Annotated in this window: 19 protein-coding genes; 6 read left to right on the top strand and 13 right to left on the bottom strand. The window is 30.7% G+C overall.

Translation table 11 applies throughout. From position 1 onward, the window contains the following. Positions 1-29: 29 nt before the first annotated feature. From folE to VIM70_RS12525, 9 genes are all read right to left on the bottom strand, one after another. The gene (folE, locus tag VIM70_RS12565) at positions 30-620 is read right to left on the bottom strand and encodes a GTP cyclohydrolase I (RefSeq protein WP_331946107.1); all 591 of its coding nucleotides are present in this window, start codon (positions 618-620) and stop codon (positions 30-32) included. Between the two features lie 4 nt (positions 621-624). After that, complete coding sequence (gene queE / locus VIM70_RS12560) at positions 625-1290, bottom strand: putative 7-carboxy-7-deazaguanine synthase QueE (RefSeq protein ID WP_331946106.1); 666 nt, start codon at positions 1288-1290, stop codon at positions 625-627. Between the two features lies 1 nt (position 1291). After that, the gene (gene queD / locus VIM70_RS12555; RefSeq protein ID WP_331946105.1) at positions 1292-1723 is read right to left on the bottom strand and encodes a 6-carboxytetrahydropterin synthase QueD; all 432 of its coding nucleotides are present in this window, start codon (positions 1721-1723) and stop codon (positions 1292-1294) included. A gap of 58 nt (positions 1724-1781) precedes the next feature. Then, positions 1782-2540, bottom strand: a complete 759-nt coding sequence (locus tag VIM70_RS12550) for an acyl-CoA dehydratase activase (protein ID WP_331946104.1) — start codon at positions 2538-2540, stop codon at positions 1782-1784. Beyond that, entirely contained in the window at positions 2537-3538 is a 1002-nt protein-coding gene (locus VIM70_RS12545) for a 2-hydroxyacyl-CoA dehydratase family protein (protein ID WP_331946103.1), read from the bottom strand. Before VIM70_RS12545 ends, VIM70_RS12550 begins: the two co-directional genes overlap by 4 nt. A 259-nt stretch (positions 3539-3797) precedes the next feature. Then, positions 3798-5051: an ABC transporter permease gene (locus tag VIM70_RS12540; RefSeq protein WP_331946102.1), complete on the bottom strand. Its 1254-nt coding sequence runs from the start codon at positions 5049-5051 to the stop codon at positions 3798-3800. Continuing rightward, entirely contained in the window at positions 5051-5944 is an 894-nt protein-coding gene (locus VIM70_RS12535) for an ABC transporter ATP-binding protein (protein WP_331946101.1), read from the bottom strand. Before VIM70_RS12535 ends, VIM70_RS12540 begins: the two co-directional genes overlap by 1 nt. Before the next feature lie 167 nt (positions 5945-6111). Continuing rightward, positions 6112-7140 (bottom strand): 3D domain-containing protein, encoded by a 1029-nt coding sequence (locus tag VIM70_RS12530; RefSeq protein WP_331946100.1) that lies wholly within the window; start codon positions 7138-7140, stop codon positions 6112-6114. Positions 7141-7470: 330 nt separating this feature from the next. Beyond that, positions 7471-8538: an FAD:protein FMN transferase gene (locus tag VIM70_RS12525; protein WP_331946099.1), complete on the bottom strand. Its 1068-nt coding sequence runs from the start codon at positions 8536-8538 to the stop codon at positions 7471-7473. 224 nt (positions 8539-8762) lie between these two features. Here VIM70_RS12525 and VIM70_RS12520 point away from each other — a divergent pair, with 224 nt between their 5' ends. Together VIM70_RS12520 and VIM70_RS12515 are read left to right on the top strand one after the other, a co-directional pair. Then, complete coding sequence (locus VIM70_RS12520) at positions 8763-11717, top strand: DEAD/DEAH box helicase (RefSeq protein WP_414648716.1); 2955 nt, start codon at positions 8763-8765, stop codon at positions 11715-11717. Between the two features lie 78 nt (positions 11718-11795). Further along, positions 11796-12209 carry a hypothetical protein gene (locus VIM70_RS12515; protein WP_331946098.1) on the top strand — a complete coding sequence of 138 codons (414 nt, stop codon included), beginning with the start codon at positions 11796-11798 and terminating at the stop codon, positions 12207-12209. Positions 12210-12262: 53 nt separating this feature from the next. On the opposite strand, the gene VIM70_RS12510 is transcribed toward VIM70_RS12515, so the two are convergent. Beyond that, entirely contained in the window at positions 12263-12781 is a 519-nt protein-coding gene (locus tag VIM70_RS12510) for a GNAT family N-acetyltransferase (RefSeq protein ID WP_331946097.1), read from the bottom strand. A 107-nt stretch (positions 12782-12888) separates the two neighbouring features. Beyond that, positions 12889-13926, bottom strand: coding sequence for an N-acetyl-gamma-glutamyl-phosphate reductase (gene argC, locus VIM70_RS12505; RefSeq protein WP_331946096.1), 1038 nt, complete (start codon positions 13924-13926; stop codon positions 12889-12891). 197 nt (positions 13927-14123) lie between these two features. Between argC and argB the strand changes: the two genes are divergently transcribed. Both argB and VIM70_RS12495 read left to right on the top strand, forming a co-directional pair. Beyond that, entirely contained in the window at positions 14124-15002 is an 879-nt protein-coding gene (argB, locus tag VIM70_RS12500; protein WP_331946095.1) for an acetylglutamate kinase, read from the top strand. Further along, a complete protein-coding gene (locus VIM70_RS12495; protein ID WP_331946094.1) occupies positions 15002-16174 on the top strand; it encodes an aspartate aminotransferase family protein in 1173 nt (390 codons plus the stop codon). Before argB ends, VIM70_RS12495 begins: the two co-directional genes overlap by 1 nt. A 122-nt stretch (positions 16175-16296) precedes the next feature. Here the strand turns inward: VIM70_RS12495 and VIM70_RS12490 are convergent, their stop codons facing one another. Further along, positions 16297-16758, bottom strand: a complete 462-nt coding sequence (locus VIM70_RS12490) for a peroxiredoxin (RefSeq protein ID WP_331946093.1) — start codon at positions 16756-16758, stop codon at positions 16297-16299. 774 nt (positions 16759-17532) lie between these two features. On the opposite strand from VIM70_RS12490, the gene VIM70_RS12485 reads away from it, so the two are divergent. Then, positions 17533-17655, top strand: a complete 123-nt coding sequence (locus VIM70_RS12485; protein ID WP_331946092.1) for a hypothetical protein — start codon at positions 17533-17535, stop codon at positions 17653-17655. 28 nt (positions 17656-17683) lie between these two features. Further along, positions 17684-18175 (top strand): DUF1097 domain-containing protein, encoded by a 492-nt coding sequence (locus VIM70_RS12480; protein WP_331946091.1) that lies wholly within the window; start codon positions 17684-17686, stop codon positions 18173-18175. 80 nt (positions 18176-18255) lie between these two features. On the opposite strand, the gene VIM70_RS12475 is transcribed toward VIM70_RS12480, so the two are convergent. Then, entirely contained in the window at positions 18256-19299 is a 1044-nt protein-coding gene (locus tag VIM70_RS12475) for a PocR ligand-binding domain-containing protein (RefSeq protein WP_331946090.1), read from the bottom strand. Positions 19300-19470: the final 171 nt, after the last annotated feature.

The following is a 19470-nucleotide window of genomic DNA, read 5'->3' as shown; positions in this document are numbered from 1 at the left end:
CGCACCTCCACTTATTTTGTATAAAGCTTTTATTTATTATAAAGCATCATTAATTTATTATTTAAAATTACATCAGTATTAAACCTTCCTCTAAAAGTAGTTGACATTGTTTTAGTACCTGGCTTTTTTATTCCGCGGGTTGTCATGCAGGCATGTTCACCTTCTATAATTATGGCCACGTCCTGCGAGGAAGTTACCATTTGCATAATCTGCGCTATGTCCGTTCCTATTCTCTCTTGAAGCTGTAATCTACGACCTACCATATCAGCTATTCTTGCGATTTTACTTAAACCTATAATTTTTTTATTAGGAACGTATGCAACTGAAACTTTCATATCATACATCAGAGCTAAATGATGTTCACAATGACTAAAGATCTGAATATCCTTCATTATTACAATATCACTAGAGTCTGCTTTAACTACTAAATCATCTTCAAAAGTTGTATTAAACATATTTGCAATATCATCATTGCTATAACACATTCCAGCAAATACTTCCTCATACATTTTAGCAACGCGTGAGGGGGTGTCTTTAAGTCCTTCTCGGGATGGGTCATCACCTAGTGCTATTAGAATGCCTTTTATATGTTCTTCAATTGCTTTTGTATCAATTGCCATAATTTTATACACCTCTCTTATTTGGATCCCAAATGATTTTATGAAGTTGCATTTGAAGATTAACACCATTCATTTTATTGCACTTCATAAATTCTACAATATCCTCTAGTTCAATTTGCCCAAATACTGGGCTAATATATACATTAGTTCTAACAGCAAGATCATATTTATCTATTATAAATTTGGTTTTTTGTAAATCATTAATGCTACCTGCAACAAATTTAACTGTATCTTTATAACTTAAATACTTATAGTTATTTAAATTCATTTTATCTTCCATATTGCTGGAGGGTAGTTTGTAATCCATAGTAAAACTTGGTAGATTTTCTATACTTAAAAAATTTTCTAGAGGAATACTTCCATTAGTTTCAATTTCAATATGAATAGTCTTATCAATAGACAGAACTTCTAATAATTCAATAATTCCTTCTTGTAATAATGGTTCACCACCAGTTAAGGTTACATTTTTAATGTCTGTAGATTTAATATAATTATATATATCAACAGATGTCATTAAATCATAACATACATCTTTTTTATTAGCCCAAGTGGTGTCGCAGTAGCTACAATTTAGGTTGCAACCTGCAAATCTTATAAACACTACTAGTTGACCCGATAGTGGACCTTCTCCGTTAACACTTATAAATTTTTCAACTACCTTAAATTTCACTTTATTGTGCCTCGCTTTCTTCATATGATGCACTATTAGTAGGTGTTTCATAAATCGTAGTTCTATGTACGTTGTAGCCTTTATCTTTCATTAGTTTAAAGAAAAATGCTGCAAAGTTTTCTGCTGTAGTTCTAAAATCCACCATAATTACATTAAAGCCATCTTGTTTTAAACAATTTAAGGTCTCATCCCTCATGCTACCTTTTTCTATAATTAAGGCATGGTCATAAAAGTCTACCATAGCTTTAACATCTTTTTTCAAATCACCGAAATCTATTATCATGCCGGCCATTTGACCACCTTTTACCAAGGTCTCTGATCGAACTTCAACTTCAACCTTCCATCTATGTCCATGAATATTTGAACATTTTCCTTCATACCCAGATAGAAAATGTGCACTATCAAAGCTGTGTTCTGATTTTAAAATATACATAGGTCACGCTCCTCCTAATATTTATGTTTATTTTTTAGTGCTATTAGAAAATATAAATTTATAGAAATTTATTCCCATAATAACAACATCCAATGGCTCCATTAAACTGTGGCTCCGCAATGGATACTATCTCTTCATAATCTTTTTTTAAATATCTTTTTATAGCAACATTATTGGCAACGCCACCAGTTAAAACTAATTTTTTACCTTTGAATTTACTAAGTAAGGGTAGAAGTCTTTTGTATAGAGAGTAATTAACACTAGCACACAAACTTTCTATACTTACACCTTTAGCTATTTTGCCAATTAACTCTGATTCAGAGAAAACAGCACAGGTTGAATTAAGTTCTACAGGATCTTTGTAATATTTACTCATGTCATCAATAGATATCTCAAGTATATTTGCCATATTTTCTAAATATCTACCACAGGAAGCAGCGCATTTTTCATTAAGCTCTAGGTCAGTTGTAATGCCTTTTTCTACTTTCATAACTTTCACATCTTGCCCACCTATATCTAAAAGTATAAAATCCTTTAAGCCAGTTTGATACAGTCCTCCATATACATGAGCTTTTATCTCATTTATTGGAGTGAACATCTTTAAATCAATATTATTTTTACCGTAGCCTGTAGACACAGCCTTATCGATTTTCTTAATACCGAGCTTTTCTAGATTAACAATAATTTTACCATCAAAGTCACAATAATTTCTATAAAAGTTCATAGTACTTACTTGTACCTTTTGTATTATCTTATTATCTTCCATTAAAATAATTTTAACTTCCCGACTTCCAAGGTCTATTCCAAGTAATCTCATATTTTAGCCTCCTTTAAATCTAGCATCATATCAAGAAAGGCTTCTAACCTAAGTTTTGTTCTTGCATCTAAGACATTTAATTTGTCACCTTCAATATTCAAGATAGGTATATCTAGTTTTTCCTTTAAGACAATGTCTGCTACTGCTCTATAACAAAATGCTTGAGTGTAGTGAATTATACCATCTAATTTCCGCAAGTCAATTTGCTTTTGTAACTCAATAATTCTAAACTGGGTATCATAAGGATAAGTATAGTCATAATATTGATAGTATATATTTAGTGAGTTATTAAATCTTGGAAAAGAAAATTCTCTTTGAACCTCATTATATACAAAATTAGCATTAAGATTTTCAACAAATTCATATATATCTGATGTCATTGGGGGAACACCTATGTAACCAAGTCTAAGCTTTTTATTAAGTGGTTTTCTATTTTTAATTTTAATAATGGCACTTTTTAGTTCAGATTCAAAAACGTCTATATATCCATTAAAATCACTGGCACTTACTTGATATAGATGATTTTCAAAGCCTGTTGCCTTATTATCTATATAAGTTAATTCATCAATTTCTTTAGCTAATGTTCTAATTTTATTAAGCCTTTGCCTAACCACCTCAACTTGATCTATAGTTACGTTAAAGACATTCATAAATTTATTTATTTCATGTTTTACGTCATCTAGGTTGTGACTATGTGGAAAGGAAAAAGGATAGACCGTAATTCCTTTTAACTCAAGTACTTCAATTAGGACTTTTGTATTAGAACATTCACCCTCCACAACTCCAACAATTTCTTTAATTCCGTTCTCTAGGCATGCCCCATAAATTCCCTTTATCCAAGTGCACAAACTCCTAGGAAAACCATCGCTTTCTGCAATGTCTATATATTTCAAATAATCCTTAGAGGTTATAAAAATATTATTTAAATCTACAGGGGTATAACCTGCTGCTATCAGCACCTCTACAGGAACGGTAGTTGTTAAGCCTATTTTCTTCATTATAATTCCTCCTAAAAAAAGGGAATAAACCGTATTTAAACAAAAAAACTACCTAAAACGGTAGTTACGTCCTAGTTTTTTTTATAGACAGGATGGTTTAGAACTGTCTTATTTAGGTTTTATATTTATAAATTCTACTATATGTTACTCACTATGTCAAATGGGAAAGGAAGGGCAAGTGCCACTTAAGTGGTAAAAGTGAGGATAATTAATAACTTTCATAAATTATTAATTATCTTCACTTTTTTATGACTTATTACTATTTTGATATTTTTAGTAAATCTTTTATGTTTAACCGTTTGCCGTAATGAAGTATGGCAGAGGAGTATATTTTAATTGAAATCCAAGCTATAAATATAATTGTTATTATTAAAGAGAATATAGAGGCCGAAATTTGCCAAATAGGAACTTCTGTTGCTAAAATTCTAGATGGCATAGAAAATGGGGCTGAAAATGGGACGATAGATGATACGATTGCTACAATTCCATTTGGGACTGGAAGTGAATAAAATCCCAAGTAGAATTCAACCATAGATATTATAGAAATAGGCATAAGAGCTGAATTAACATCCTCAGCCTTACTAACAGTGGCACCAGCAACGGCATTCATCATAGCATACAGGAAGTAACCTAGTATAAAATATGAAACTATCATTACAAAGCTTAAGGGAGTAAAGTTAGAAAAATCAAGAACTTGTCCGGCTATTTTAAAATTTTCTGGAAAAGTAAATTTGTAGGTTAGTAGAGCCGTACATACAACCAGAGATAGTTGTATTAAACCAAGCAGACCCATAGCTGCACTTTTCCCGAGAATTATTATTGATGGTTTTGTTGAAGTTACAAGAAGCTCCATTACTCTCGAAGTTTTCTCAGAAGCAACTGACATAGCTACGCCATAACCATAAAAATAAATTGCAAAGAAAAGTAACATACTTACAACCATACTTGAAATAGTACTGATTGCTTTTCCTTTTCCTAATTCTTGAGTGTTAAAGGGAATATCACTTTGTACCAAATGCGCTATGTTATCAGATACATTAGACTTCTTTAATAAATTCGTCACAAAGATGCTTTTGATAACGCGGCTTACGTCAGACGGATCTAGCCCATCACCAGCCTGTTTAACTATATAATTAAAGGCAGGTACTCCATTTTTTATATCTAAAATTATAAGAGTATTATTTTTTTCACTTTTTACTTTGTTTTTTAGGGTAGCTATGTTAGTAGCAGTTTCAGACTTGAATGTGTATTCTTTAAAAGTTGAACCAAGCTTATCAAAATTTCCATTTAAAATGTTATTTGAATCAACTACAAAGATAAGTCCCTTATTTTCAGAGACCTTGGAACCTTGCTGAGTTTTATTTGTGGCGCCTTTATCAAAGCTTTTTATTATAGCTGGCATACTAACTAATGTAATTGTTAAGATAAGTGTAATTATAGTTGAAATAATAAACGATTTTTTCCTTGAATTTTCTTTAAATGTGTATGCTAAAACAGTAAAAAATCCTTTCATTATTGATTACCTACCTTTTCAATAAATATTTCATGGAGAGATGGTTCACGAATTTCAAATTTATCAAGTCTTATTTTTAATTTTATAATTTTTTCAAGAAGGTTATAAGCCTGCTCATCTGATTTGATTTTAAGCTCATAACCTATTGCATTTTTTGATATAAGTTTTATATCATGTTCATCTATAAGGACATCAATATCATCTTGAGTGTTCACTGTAAGATTTGTTCTTCCATAACTAGCTTTTATTTCTTTTAAATTACCATTGAGAACAGTTTCTCCGTTTTTTAATATTACAAGACCTTGACAATAGTCTTCAATTGATTGCATGTCATGACTAGACATTATAATAAATTTGTCCTTTTCTATTAATTCATAAATCACACTTTTGAATAAATCAGCATTAACTGGATCAAGTCCACTTAGAGGTTCATCCATAACTATTAATTCAGGATCGTGTATAAGTGCTGTTATTAATTGTATTTTTTGTTGATTACCTTTAGACAATTGTTCTGCTGTAGAGTTTAAGTATTCTGATACCTTTAGCCTGTCAACCCAATAGTTTATTACTTTTTTTACTGATTTACCATCCATACCTCGAAGTTTTCCGAAATATGAAAGCTGATCTACTATTTTAGACTTAGGATATAAGCCACGCTCCTCTGGTAGATATCCGAATTTTACACTTTCCCTTGTAACAGGGTGTCCATTCCACGAAATAGCTCCACCATCTTTTTCTAGAATTCCGAGTATCATTCTAATTGTAGTGGTTTTTCCTGCTCCATTTGTGCCAAGTAAACCAAATACTCCTGGTTTTTCAATTTTAAAGGAAAGGTTGTCTACTACGGTTTTTTCACCAAATTTTTTAATAACAGATGATATATTTAATGCCATATAATTTATCCCGCCTTATCTTCATTATATCTATAGGATAACATAAATGGATAATTTATTCAAAATTATCCATTTATGAAGAATTATTCATTTATAAAAAAACTGCCACAGAAATAACTTCTGTGGCAGTTTTCATGGGAGCATGGTAATAAATAACATATAAAGAATTAATCTAGTATTTGCACAGTTAAGTACCTAACACCAAAGCTTAAAGCTTCTTCACGTGTATTAAAAAATAAATCTATATATTTACCTTTTATCCCGGAACCACTATCAGCTGCGATTGCATTTCCATATCCTTGAACATATAATTTTGTTCCCAAAGGTATGACACTCGGATCTACAGCTATTGTACTTACCCCATTTGGATTTCGAACAGCCTTCTGACCTGAGGCAGTATAAGTGTTATTTATTCCATTAAAAGCCCAGTATGCAGTAGCTTTTACAGAAAGAGTATTTTCTGATTTTGAAGGAGAATTGACATTAAGAAGATCTTCTGAAATTCCCCTGGAATAAGTTATAGCGGACTTTGTACCCTGAACTATAATTTTATTCTGAGGATTTTTAACTATGGTTTCTTTAATAACTTTTCTAGTTACTTCTTTGCCATTTTCATAAACTACATTTAGAGTAACATTTTTTTGACCTTTGATTCCATTTTGTGAAACAGTACTTTTAGATTTTAATATACCATTATCTTTTTTAAGAACTGTTTTAAACTCAATAGACTTTAATTGTTGTATTGTTTGGGTTTTAACACGGGTTATTCTAATATCCATGCCTTTTGACAATTTGGTTTCTCTTGATGGCGAAATCTTATCATTAGGACTTATTGCTATATTTTGAGCATTTAACATTAAGGAAATATCTTTCTCAGCAGATTTTATATTAAGTTCTTTATTATCTACAAAGACTTTAAGATTTACAGAGCGTGTTATAGTAATAACATCATTGTTAACTATTTTTGAGTTTAGTGATTTGTCGATTTTATCTTTTACGTCTACGTTTATATTAGCTTTTTTTAGAGCGCTACCAAAAGTTTTTTGGGATGTTACTAATTTAATTTGGCTGCCATCCACAACCACCGTAACATTTTTTCTTACTAAACTCATGAAAATAGTTAAAGCTACAATTATTGTAGCCATCATTATACCAATTATAATTTTCGTTTGTTTGTTTTTTAAAAAGTAGACCATAATACTCATCTCCTATTATAAATTTCAGTAATCAGTATCTTTTAAAAAAACAGATTGTCGGTCTGATAGTCTATTTTTAAAAGATTTTTAATTACTTAAGTCAGATGCCCTAAGTCTAGTATTTTTAAGTGAATAATTATAAAAATACTCTCAAAAGATGCATGAGAAGTAGGGGATTAATACATATATATACCAATATATGGAATGAAAAAATATTGTAATGACATTATAGCATACTTATTTATGAAAAGAAAGTTTTTTAAATAAGTATGCTATAATTAATTTTTATAAAGTTAAATATTTTGAAATAGATAAAATACTTAACGTAGTTTATTTTACTACTTTAAATCCAGGATCTATATTATCCAATTGAGTCTTCCAATTTGTTGATTCATAAATTTTATAATTTGTAGTTTTATAATCTGTAGTTTCAGCCATACATGAAATACCTTTAAGATTATCAATAATTTTTAATCCTTTATCTACACCAGATACAAAAGTAAGTTTAGTTAGGGTATCTGCGAGCATATTACAATCAGGAATAGAACTGTCTACAACTATGGTATCGCTCATAACCCCAGCATATGCAGGATATCCAGTAGATGGATCCAATATATGGTGATAGCGTTTTCCATCTTTTATGAAAAATCTCTCATAATCTCCAGAGGTAGAAAGTGCGGTTTGAGGCATTTTAATTATACCAACAAATCCTTCATTTCTTTCTTTTCTTGGATTTTGAATTCCAACGGACCATAAAGTTTTATCAGGTTTTTCGCCCATTGTATATATAGAGCTCCCACCGAGGTTTATAAGGGCAGTTGTAATTTTATATTTTTTGAAAACTTTAATAACTTCATCTGCAGTATAGCCCTTTGCAACTCCACCAAGATCTATAGACATACCTGGTTTCATTAACTTAACACTATTATCTGCTTCATTTATGCTGATGTCCTTATAATTTACAAGTGCTAATTTTTCTTTGATTTCAGCAGGACTTGGAATTCTTTCTTGCGGTGTACCAATTGCCCAAAGTTTTATTAGTGGGCCTATTGTTATATCAAAGGCACCATTGCTAAGTTTTGAATAAATTAATGTGGTTTTAATTATCTTAATAATCTCAGGATTAACAACTACATATCCTTTTCCTGCAGCGGCATTGATTTTACTAACATCACTTGTAGCAATTTGGCTACTTGCCATCTGCTCAATTTCATCTACTCTAGTATAAGCTGCATCTATGGCTTTAGTAGCATTTGAACCATAGGCACTTAATTGCATAACAGTATCCATTTTAGTAGCTGATTTGTCAACCTTTACATCTTTATTTTTGTCTGAACATGCAACAAGTGACAGGACTAATATCAAACACATTCCCATAGCTAATATCTTTTTTATCATCTTTTGTCCCCCTAAATAAATCATTTATAAAATATCTAACAATATTTTAACATACTTTACAATTATATAATATAGTGGGAAGTAATATTATATTATAATATAGTTGCAAATATACTACTTGCAACGAGCGCGACACTACATTAGGGGGTGGAAAGTATATGATATAATATATATTATATGGCAATAGGGCTATACATGTGTAACATTAACTTGGAGGTGGTTTTTTGAAGTTAAATGAACTTACAAATATAGTATTTAAATCATCTTCAGAGCTAATGAGAAGAGAGGGAGAAAAGGCTTTTAAAGGTGGATTAGTTATTAAAACTAATGGCAAAAATATAAAAAATATATATCATATATATGGAAGCGTTAGTAACAACACTAAATCCAGTGAATTAAATACCTATATAAAAATAAATTTATTGTTGAAAAAAATAGATGGTGTAAAATGTACTTGTGAGGATTTTAAAGAATTATCGAATACTGGCCATTTATTTATGTGTAGCCATCTAACTGCTACAGCATATAGTTTTTTAAAATTATCTTCAAACAATGTTTCTGAGAAAAAAAACGAATCAAATAAAAATATGAAATTTGAGGAAAATACAAAAGGTGATATAAAGTTAGTTCGCAGGGTTTCCAAAGGCCCAACTTATTATGAAGTGCAACATGAAATGGGTAAGGAAAAAACAAAACTTGAACCTAGAGACTTACATAGTTTTTTAATAGGAATTAACCATAACAAAATTAAGTTAACTTATGATAGTTTTGAATTTGAAGCTTCAATCTTACATAAGGATTTACCATTAACATTCACATTAAAGATTAGAGATGAATATTTTGTTTTAACAACCCATAAGCAATTTCCAATTTCTTTAAATGATGAGAATGATGTATATTTATTTAATTGGAAGCTTTATTTGCCATCCAAAAATCAGATTAGAAGATATATTCTTCTATGTGAAAAATTAAAAAAAAATGGCGAAATTTTATATCGAAAGAACATAGAAAACTATAATAAACTTATTTCATTTTTATGTAGTATTTCAAATAATATTAACATTAGTGAAGAGACAAAAAACTTTGTTTCAAATTTTATTAAACCTGAGTTTCGCATATATGAGATAGGAAGCGATATTTATTGCGATATACAATTGATTTATGGTAATGAGAGAATTAATATTTTAAAGAATGATAAAAGTAGCAATATTGATAAAAGTTTCGATATAATTATACGCAACTATAAAAAAGAAGAAAAAATTCTTATGGAGTTAGAGAAATATAGGTTTATAAAAAGAAATGATAAGTTACTATTTATAGGATCTGATGAGGAACTGTTTGATATGTTAAATGATAGTAAAAACAATCTACATTCTATTGGAAAGGTCACCTTTGAAAATGGACTTAAACAAAAGAGAATATATGATTTTACTTCTATAAAGGCAGAAATTGTGGAAAAGGATGGCTACTATGATTTTTCCTATGGTATATATGACATTGGAAATAGAGAATTAAAAAGTGTATTTGCTGCATTTAAACAAAACAAAAGATTCTACAAAACAAAGAATAACAATTTTCTGGATTTTAAAGATGAGGGAGTTAGGAATTTCTTAGATCTAATAAAAGTATTAAATTCTAATGAAAACATAGAAAATAGTTCTATGAGGATAGAAAAAAGTAAATCTTTATATTTAAATGAAAAGATAAAAGATAAGAATCTCCAATTTATTAAGGGTACGCAGCTATTAAAGAATATAGAAGATACTTTTTCATATATAAATAATAAAAACATAATGGTGCCAGTAAACTTGAGAGCTACCCTTAGAGAATATCAAATTGATGGGTTTAAATGGCTTAAAAGTTTAAGCGTGGTAGGTCTTGGAGGGATATTAGCAGATGAAATGGGACTAGGCAAAACTGTTCAAACCATAGCTTTTCTTTTATCAGAAGAAAATAAAAAATCTATAATTATAAGTCCAACTTCCCTTGTTTATAATTGGAAAGCGGAAATAGAAAAATTTGCACCTTCTCTTGAGGTTGCGATTGTACATGGAGAGAAAAGTGAAAGACTTAAATTAATTAATAAATTAAAGGATTATGATATAATACTAACAACATACGGAACTTTAAGGATGGACACAGAGTTATATAAAAATATTATTTTTGACTATTGTATAATAGATGAAGCTCAAAACATAAAAAATTATCTAACACAAAACACAAAAGTAATTAAAGAGGTTAGAGCCAAAGTAAGATTTGCGCTTACAGGCACGCCTATTGAAAATAATTTATTAGAACTCTGGTCTATTTTTGATTTTATAATGCCGAATTATTTATACTCAAAAGAAATTTTTGAATCAAACTTTATTACTACAAGACAAGATAATTTAAAGGAACTTAAATTACTAATCAAACCATTTCTATTAAGAAGAACTAAGAAAGAAGTTCTTAAAGAGTTGCCAGATAAAATAGAAAAGAAATTTTTAGTTGAGATGACAGGATCTCAAAAAAATGTATATAAATCTTATATAAAGCTCATTAGGGATAAAATGAAAAATAGAAGCGATAGCAGAATAGAGGTTTTTTCTTATTTAACAAAACTTAGACAAATTTGCTTAGATCCGTCACTTGTAATAAATGAATACACGGGTGGAAGTGGAAAGCTGAAAATTGCCAATGAACTTATTCAAAAGCATAGAGAAACACATGGAAAAGTGCTATTGTTTTCACAATTTACTTCTGTGCTTAAAAATATAGGGGAGAGTTTAAAGGATCAAAGAATCCCATACCTTTATTTAGATGGAAAAACCAAATCTAATGATAGAATTAAATTGGTAGATGAATTTAATAACAGTAATGAATCATTAGTGTTTTTAATTTCACTAAAGGCAGGGGGAACAGGCCTTAACTTAACCTCTGCAAATCTTGTTATTCATTTTGACCCCTGGTGGAACCCGTCGGTTGAAAATCAAGCAACAGATAGAGCACATAGAATAGGCCAAAGAAATATCGTAGAAGTAATTAAGCTAGTTGCTAAGGGAACTATAGAAGAAAAAATAATTTTACTTCAGGAAAATAAAAAATATTTAATAGATAGTGTAATTACAGGGGAACTTAAGAGTAGTGATTTCCTAGGAAAACTTACAAAGCAAGAACTTCTGGATATTTTCAGTTTTTAGTGTAATGCGCCCAAGTAAATTGATTTCCTACAATATAATAGTATAATATAATAGATGCCACTAAAAGGAGATGAGTGAATGTACGTAGAATTTAATAGTGAAACCATAGAAAGCAAAGATATAAAAGATATTATTGAAGAAAATACAGAGTTTATTGTAGTTAAAGACATGAGCAAAGGTTCAAAGCGAGATGATATATTAGCTTATAATTTAAGCGTAGAGATAAAGACCTTAAATGATTTAATGGAAGAGGAATGTAACATAAAGGAATTAACGGAAGATGAATTATTTGACGAATACTTGTCACTTGCAGAAGAAATTGCAATGGATATTGAAGAATACGTCCCAGAGGGTGCTATTATGGACATCAAAGCTTATAAATGGGATAGATCAGATGATGGAATAAAGCTTATTATAATTATAGCTCCTGAAGACACTACAGAACCTAAATTAAGGGATATTATGAAGAGACTTATAACACAAACAGAATAATATTATGGACTGTAACAAGACTAGTGTAAATTTGAGTCTTATTACAGTCCTTTTTACAAGCTGCAGCTTGCCACTTGCCACGTGGATGGCACTGATTCATATTCTTTGCACAGTAGTGCTCTAATATATCCGCGATCATTATTTGTTGATTGTATATAAAAACATCTTCCATAATAAAATCTAATTAGTGAAAACATTCTAGATGCGGTATGAAGATATAAGGTTGTGACACCTAATTCTTTCATTGAGATATCTACTGCATTCATTAATATTTTACCAATACCATTATTTTGATGTATTGCTGACACACCAAATCTACTTAGGTATGCTGTATTATCAGGTTTGATTTCTATTCGTACACTACCGATAACTTCCTCGTTAGATAAAGCAACAAAGACGTTAGTAGTTTCTATAGCTTTTAATACATCATTATATGTCTCCGCGAGAGGAGCAACTAATTCTGTAATTCCTGCATTTTCGGTATACATATCAAAAGATTTTTTTGCAAGCAATCGTATTTCTTCAATGTCACTAGTGACAGCTCTTCTAACTTCAAAGAACATTTTGTCCATGTATCTACCCCCAATATCATATTATTTCTTTGAGTAATTATATATTATTTTTTAATTAAAAATCAACATATAAATCGTTAAGTTATTGTTAAAAATAAGTGTCTATTTTAAGGTGCCATGGAAATAATTTCAAGGCCTGTAGTTTCATCCAAGCCAAACATTATATTCATATTCTGTACAGCTTGACCTGCGGAACCTTTTATTAAATTGTCTATAGCAGATATTATTATTACTCTATGTGTACGTTTATCTACCCTAATTCCTATATGACATAAATTAGAGCCTCTTACCCACCTGGTTTCAGGTAAGCCATCAATAATTTTCACAAAATATTCATCTTTGTAGAAGTCTCTGTACATTGATATAATATCTTCTGCACTTAGGCCTTTCGTCAGAGTACCATAACATGTTGATAAAATTCCACGGTTCATTGGCACTAAATGAGGAGTAAAACATACCATTACGTCGCCGCCGCAAGCATTGCTTAGTTCTTGTTCGATCTCTGGAGTATGTCTGTGACTAGCAACTGCATAAGCTTTAATTGATTCGTTACATTCCGCATAAAGCGATCCAATGTTTGCAGATCTACCAGCTCCTGATACTCCAGATTTAGCATCAACTATAATAGATTTTAAATCCAGAAGATTATTTTTTAGAAGTGGAGTTAGTGCCAAAATAGTAGCTGTTGGATAACAACCTGGGTTAGCTAATAAGTTGCACTTCTTTATAGATTCTCTATTTAATTCAGTAAGACCATAAACAGAGCTCTTAAGGAGGTCTGGACTTTCATGTCTAACTCCATACCACTTCTCGTATACGTCCTTAGATTTCAATCTAAAATCTGCACCTAAATCTATTACTTTTACCCCGAGAGATAATGCTTTTTCAGTTATTTTAAATGCCATGCCATGTGGAAGAGCAATAAAAAGAACATTTATATTTGATAATTTACTAATAGCCGTCTCCATATTAATGCAAACATCTTCTATATAACTATTGAAATTACTATAAATTTCATTATACGGGATGTCTGCATAATTATGTGAAGCATAAAATTCTACATTAACATCTGGATGCTTGTATAAAAACCACGCCAATTGTTCACCTGCATAGCCAGTGGCACCTATTATACCCGCCTTAATCATATCGCAACGCCTCACCTTTCAAATTTATTATAAAAATCATTATACATTAAATTTTTAAAAAAATCAATATTATATTGAATATTTATTCATAATGATGTATAATTATTCAAAAGGTTGTACATTACTTCTAATAGTTGTACAATTAATAAAAATTAATAAAAATTAATGGAAATTAAACATTAAGGTTGGGGGTTATAATGAATATAAAAAATGATGATGATACAAATATAAAAGATTTTTTACAAATTAATAAATATGAGGGTAAGACCTTTGTTATAAAATATGGTGGAAGTATAATGAGTAATGATGCTGCAAAGGAGGCTTTTGTTGAAGATGTAGCGCTTATGACAAGAGCTGGAATTAAAGTGGTTATAGTACATGGTGGTGGGCCTTTAATTAATAAGTGGGTTTGTAAAACTGGTGGTGAAAATAAATTTATAAACGGGTTAAGGGTTACAGATAGTGATACTATGGAGATTGTAGAGATGGTATTATCAGGAAATGTAAACAAAAGATTATCTTCAATTTTAAGTATGAAAGGACTAAATGCAATTGGTATAAGTGGTAAAGATAGCAATTTAATAGAGGCTAAAAAGAAGATTGTTTATGAAGATGGTAAAAATATTGATATAGGTTTCGTTGGAGAAGTTACAAATATTAATAAGAATATATTAATTACATTACTTAAAAATGATTATATCCCAGTTATATCTCCTATTGGCATAAGTGAGCAAGGGAAAAGTTATAATATAAATGCAGATTATGCTGCGGCAGCCATAAGTGGTGTTTTAAAAGCTGAAAAATTATTGATTATGACGGATATTGACGGTGTATATACAGATATAACAGATCCATCAACGCTTTTGTCATCCATTACTATAGAGGAAACTAAAGATTTTATAAATAAAGGTATTGTTTATGGTGGTATGATTCCAAAACTTGAATGCTGCGTTGCTGCAATTAATAAGGGAACAAAAAATGTTCATTTGGTAGATGGAAGAAAAAAACACAGCTTATTATTAAATATAATTAAGAATTGTGGAACTAGAATTATAACAGCGAAGGGAGTAAATTAATGATGAAAAATTGTATAATGAATACCTATGGAAGATATGATGTTACTTTTGAGAGTGGACTTGGATGCAAAATTTATGATGATAAAGGAATAGAATATGTAGATTTTGTTTCAGGAGTTGCTGTAAATTGCCTTGGACATAGCCATCCTGCTATAATAAATGCCATAGTAACGCAAAGTAGTAAGCTTATTCATACATCAAATTATTATTGGAATACTACCCACACGCTTCTTGCTGAAAAATTAATAGATAATTGTGATCATAGTAAGGTATTCTTTTGTAATAGTGGTACTGAATCCGTAGAGGCAGCACTCAAGATAGCTAGAAAATATGGTAAGTTAAAAGGGAAGAAGGATAAAAACCAATTAATATATATGGATAATTCTTTTCATGGTAGAAGCATAGGTGCGCTTTCGGTTACTGGGCAAGAGAAATATCAACAAGATTTTCGTCCTTTAATGGAGGGTGTAAAAAAAGTAGAGTTTAATGACATAGAAGATTTAAAAAAGAATTTCGACGAGAAGGTATGTGGCATAATAATAGAGCCAATTCAAGGTGAGGGCGGAATAAATACAGCAGACATAGAGTTTTTAAAGCAGGCAAGAAATCTTTGTGATAAATTTGATGCTCTATTAATTTTTGATGAAATCCAATGCGGCATGGGTAGATTAGGAAGTCTTTTCGCATATAAGAAATTTGGAGTTATTCCGGATGTAATTTGCATCGCCAAAGCCCTTGGTGGCGGATTCCCAATAGGGGCTACTATTACAAACGTTAAAGCTTCAACGGCTTTTGTTCCTGGTGACCATGGCAGCACTTTTGGTGGAAACCCACTTGGATGTGCAGTTGGAGTTGCAGTTTTAACAGAACTAGTTGATGGCGGAGTTATAGAGGAAATTGATGAGAAAAGTAAATATCTAAGAAAGAGGTTACTTAAGATTAAAGAAAAATATGGTGTAATAGATGAAGTAAAAGGTATGGGATTTTTAATTGGAATAAAGTTAAAAACAGATACAAAGAAGTTTTGTAAATCGTGTTTTGATAAGAAACTGCTTGTTATTGCAGCTGGAGATAATGTTGTAAGATTGCTTCCTCCACTTAATGTTTCAAAGGATGAGATTGATGAGGCTTTGGATATCCTTGAGGTAGTAATATCTGAAATTAATGATTAAATCATCACCTTCTTTGAAGTAATGTTTTTTACAACTGTAGCCTCATACTATTAATTTAGTATGAGGCTTTTGTTTTATTATTAGATACTGTTTGTTTATACAACATATGTAGTTTATTCAATCTACATATTGGATAAAATCTCAAAAACCTCATTTAAATCAGGCAATTGAGCCTTAGGATATACCTTAACCCATTTAACAATACCAGCTTCATCTACTATGATATTAGCGCGTTGCGATATACCTTTTTCTTCAATAAAAATTCCATAATCCTGTGCAACCTTTCCATGAGGCCAGAAGTCAGATGGGAGAATTAAATTTTGAAGAAGTAGTGCAGCTGCCCAAGCTTTTTTACATGGAGCAGGATCCACACTAAAACCTAGTGGGACTGTGTTTAATGCTTGAAATTTTCCCCAATTGTTTTCGAGTGCTCTCATTTGATCTGTACAAACAGGTGTCCATGCAAGAGGATGCCATGAAAGCAATACACGTTTACCTCTAAAGTCTGACAAACATACATTTTGGTAATTATTATCTCTTAATGAAAAATCGGGTGCAGAATCTCCGACCTCAATTAATTTCATAATTCAATCTCCTTTATTTTATAATTAAATTTTTTTAATACAATATATCTATTATGTGTAATATATGAATATTTATTTAAATTTGTTATGTTAAAAATAAGTTATGCTAATATAAGAGAAGATTAAAACAGCTGTGCTACATTACGTGTAGCACAGCTGCTTTAATTTTTGATTTACAATAAGGGCAGACCTCTCCCTTGGCAAATCTGGACTCTCTACAATCTTTAGGAAGATTACGAGTTAAGCGTCATTATTTCCCCAATGGAATCAAATAAGTCTTGTGTAAATTTTATATATTATGGTATAATAAGAAAAATATTACATTTAAAAAGCGATTATATGCCAAGTGTAGGTACTTTAAAAGCAGATATAAAAACGGAACTTAATTAGGTTTATTCATAGATGATATAACCAAGGTAAACATTGAAAACGTATACAAAATACTTAAGCAATATATAGGTAAACCTGCCAAAGCAATTGTGTCAGTGGGTGATGTTTGTTACTAAAGGACAACTAATTGGTGAAGTAAAGCCTAAGGATATGGGAGTTAATATTCATGAATGTTTCTAAATAAAGAAGTTATTGCATCGTCAAAAAAGAGAGGTATTTAACAATCTTCTGTAATATTAATAAAGTTTACACTGTTTCTTAATTGAAACGTGAATATAAAAAAAGAGAGGGGCTATTTTTATGTCTAAAATTATCATGTCACCAGGAAGGTATACTCAAGGAAGTGGATAATTTACAAAAATCAAAGACCATATTGGAGAATTAGTGAAATCATTCTTAATATTGGAACATACAGGGCAATCAAATAGACGACCAACACTATTTAAAAGAGCTTTGAGGGAAGTAGATGTATTACCTGTGGATGTTATTGCTAAAATGTATAAATAGTAAAAATAAATGAATAGGGGGCATTATTATGAATTATTTAAATTCTATAGGTATCACTATAGGAATATTAGCTGGAATATTAGTAAGCTTGCCTGCAAGCCTTAATTTGATTAGTTGGGTATGCATCATTTCATGGGCATGTTATTATGCATCAGGAGCAGGCGTTGAAGGATTGAAAAAAACAATAGCCTCTAATGTGACGGGAGTATTATATGGTTTCTTAATGGTATGGGGTGCAGGAATACTTGGATTCACATATGCGTTAGGAGTTACAGTTGCCATATTTGCATTCTGTATGTGTGCACAAGCCCACATTAATATTTTATCTTTCATACCAGGCGCATTCTGTTCAGCAGGAGCATACTTTGGAGCTGGAGCAAAACCCGAAATTTTACTAGCTGTTGCTACATCTTTAATTTTGGGTACAGTACTTGGATATGTTTCTGATATTTTAGGAAAAAGTATTATGAAAAAAGAGAAAACAATAGTTTCCAATAAATCAAGTGGAAGTATTAGCTGATTTTTTATTTAATATTAGAGCCTTATACTATAAAATTTTTATATAGTATAAGGCTCTAATAAATTAAATAATATTTATTATTATTTGTTGTTTGCCATTGCATTTAATTTCTCAGATAAAGTTGTTACCTCCATAAGGCTTGAAGTAACCTCCTCAATTGCAGCAGACTGTTGCTCTGTAGTTTCAAGTGTAGCATTAGAAGTTTCAATTGTTTTATCAACGGATTCTTGTATTTTATTTGTAAGTTCTAATATTTTTAAAGCTGTCTCCTTTGAATTCTGTGATAAGGATCTTATTTCTTTAGCAACAACGCCAAAACCTCTACCTGCTTCTCCTGCCCTTGCAGCTTCTATTGCAGCATTTAATCCTAATATTTTTGTTGCGTCTGCTATGCTTTTTATAGACTCTAATATTGCATTTATTTCTATTGAGATATTCTTTACATTGGTAATTTCATCACTTAAGTTATTTTGGTTATTAGTTACAGTTATAGAAGAAGCACTAAGTTCTTCCATAGTAGCAGATATTTGACTAAAGTTGTCTGTTAGAGTTTGAGACATATTACTTAGTCTAAGTTTCTCATAGCCGGACTCTGAAAGAGCATTTGCTACGATATATAATACTTGTGCAGCGGCTGTCACATTTTTCTCAGTACTCATATAAACTTTTTTAACCGCATCTACATAACCTTCTTCATCAACACCAATTTCATTTGCCGTTTTTCTATATTTTGATTCTTCTGGAGTTGAGGTTAATATTTGGCCTCCTAAAATAGTTCCGATTAGATAGTCACCCACAAGGATTGGTGCAGCAAAATCTATTAATCCTGCATGACAAGTATAGACATATGGTTTTAGTGTTCTTGCAGCTTCTTCTCCACCTTTTTTATGGGACAATGCGCAGCGGTCATCCCCTATTTTTGTGGAATGTGTAAAATCTGCGCAAAAACTTGTATATGAACTTGAATTAGTTACAGGTGTACCATCTTTGTCTACAGTAACACTAGCAATATTCATTGAAGTAGCAAAATTATCTTGAAAGGTTTGAAGTAGTTTAATATCAACAATATCACTAATCTCAAGTCTAGTTACATCCAAATCACCATTTAATAATTTTATAATCATAATAAATCCCCCTCATATATCTAGTTGTGCACTCTCGGAAACTCTTAAGGCATTGCTAACTCTTGATTCATTTTTGCTCAAAAATCAACTTCACCTCAAAATTTTTTCGTGCTATATATTGTACGGATAGCCTAGATAATTCATGCTATTCGTAGCATTACCTATTTATTT

Origin of the sequence: Clostridium sp. (assembly GCF_036569345.1) — a bacterium.
Taxonomy (GTDB): Bacteria; Bacillota; Clostridia; order Clostridiales; family Clostridiaceae; genus Clostridium_AD.
The sequence above is the reverse complement of the archived record's forward strand: the minus strand, read 5'-3'. Positions and strand labels throughout refer to the sequence as shown.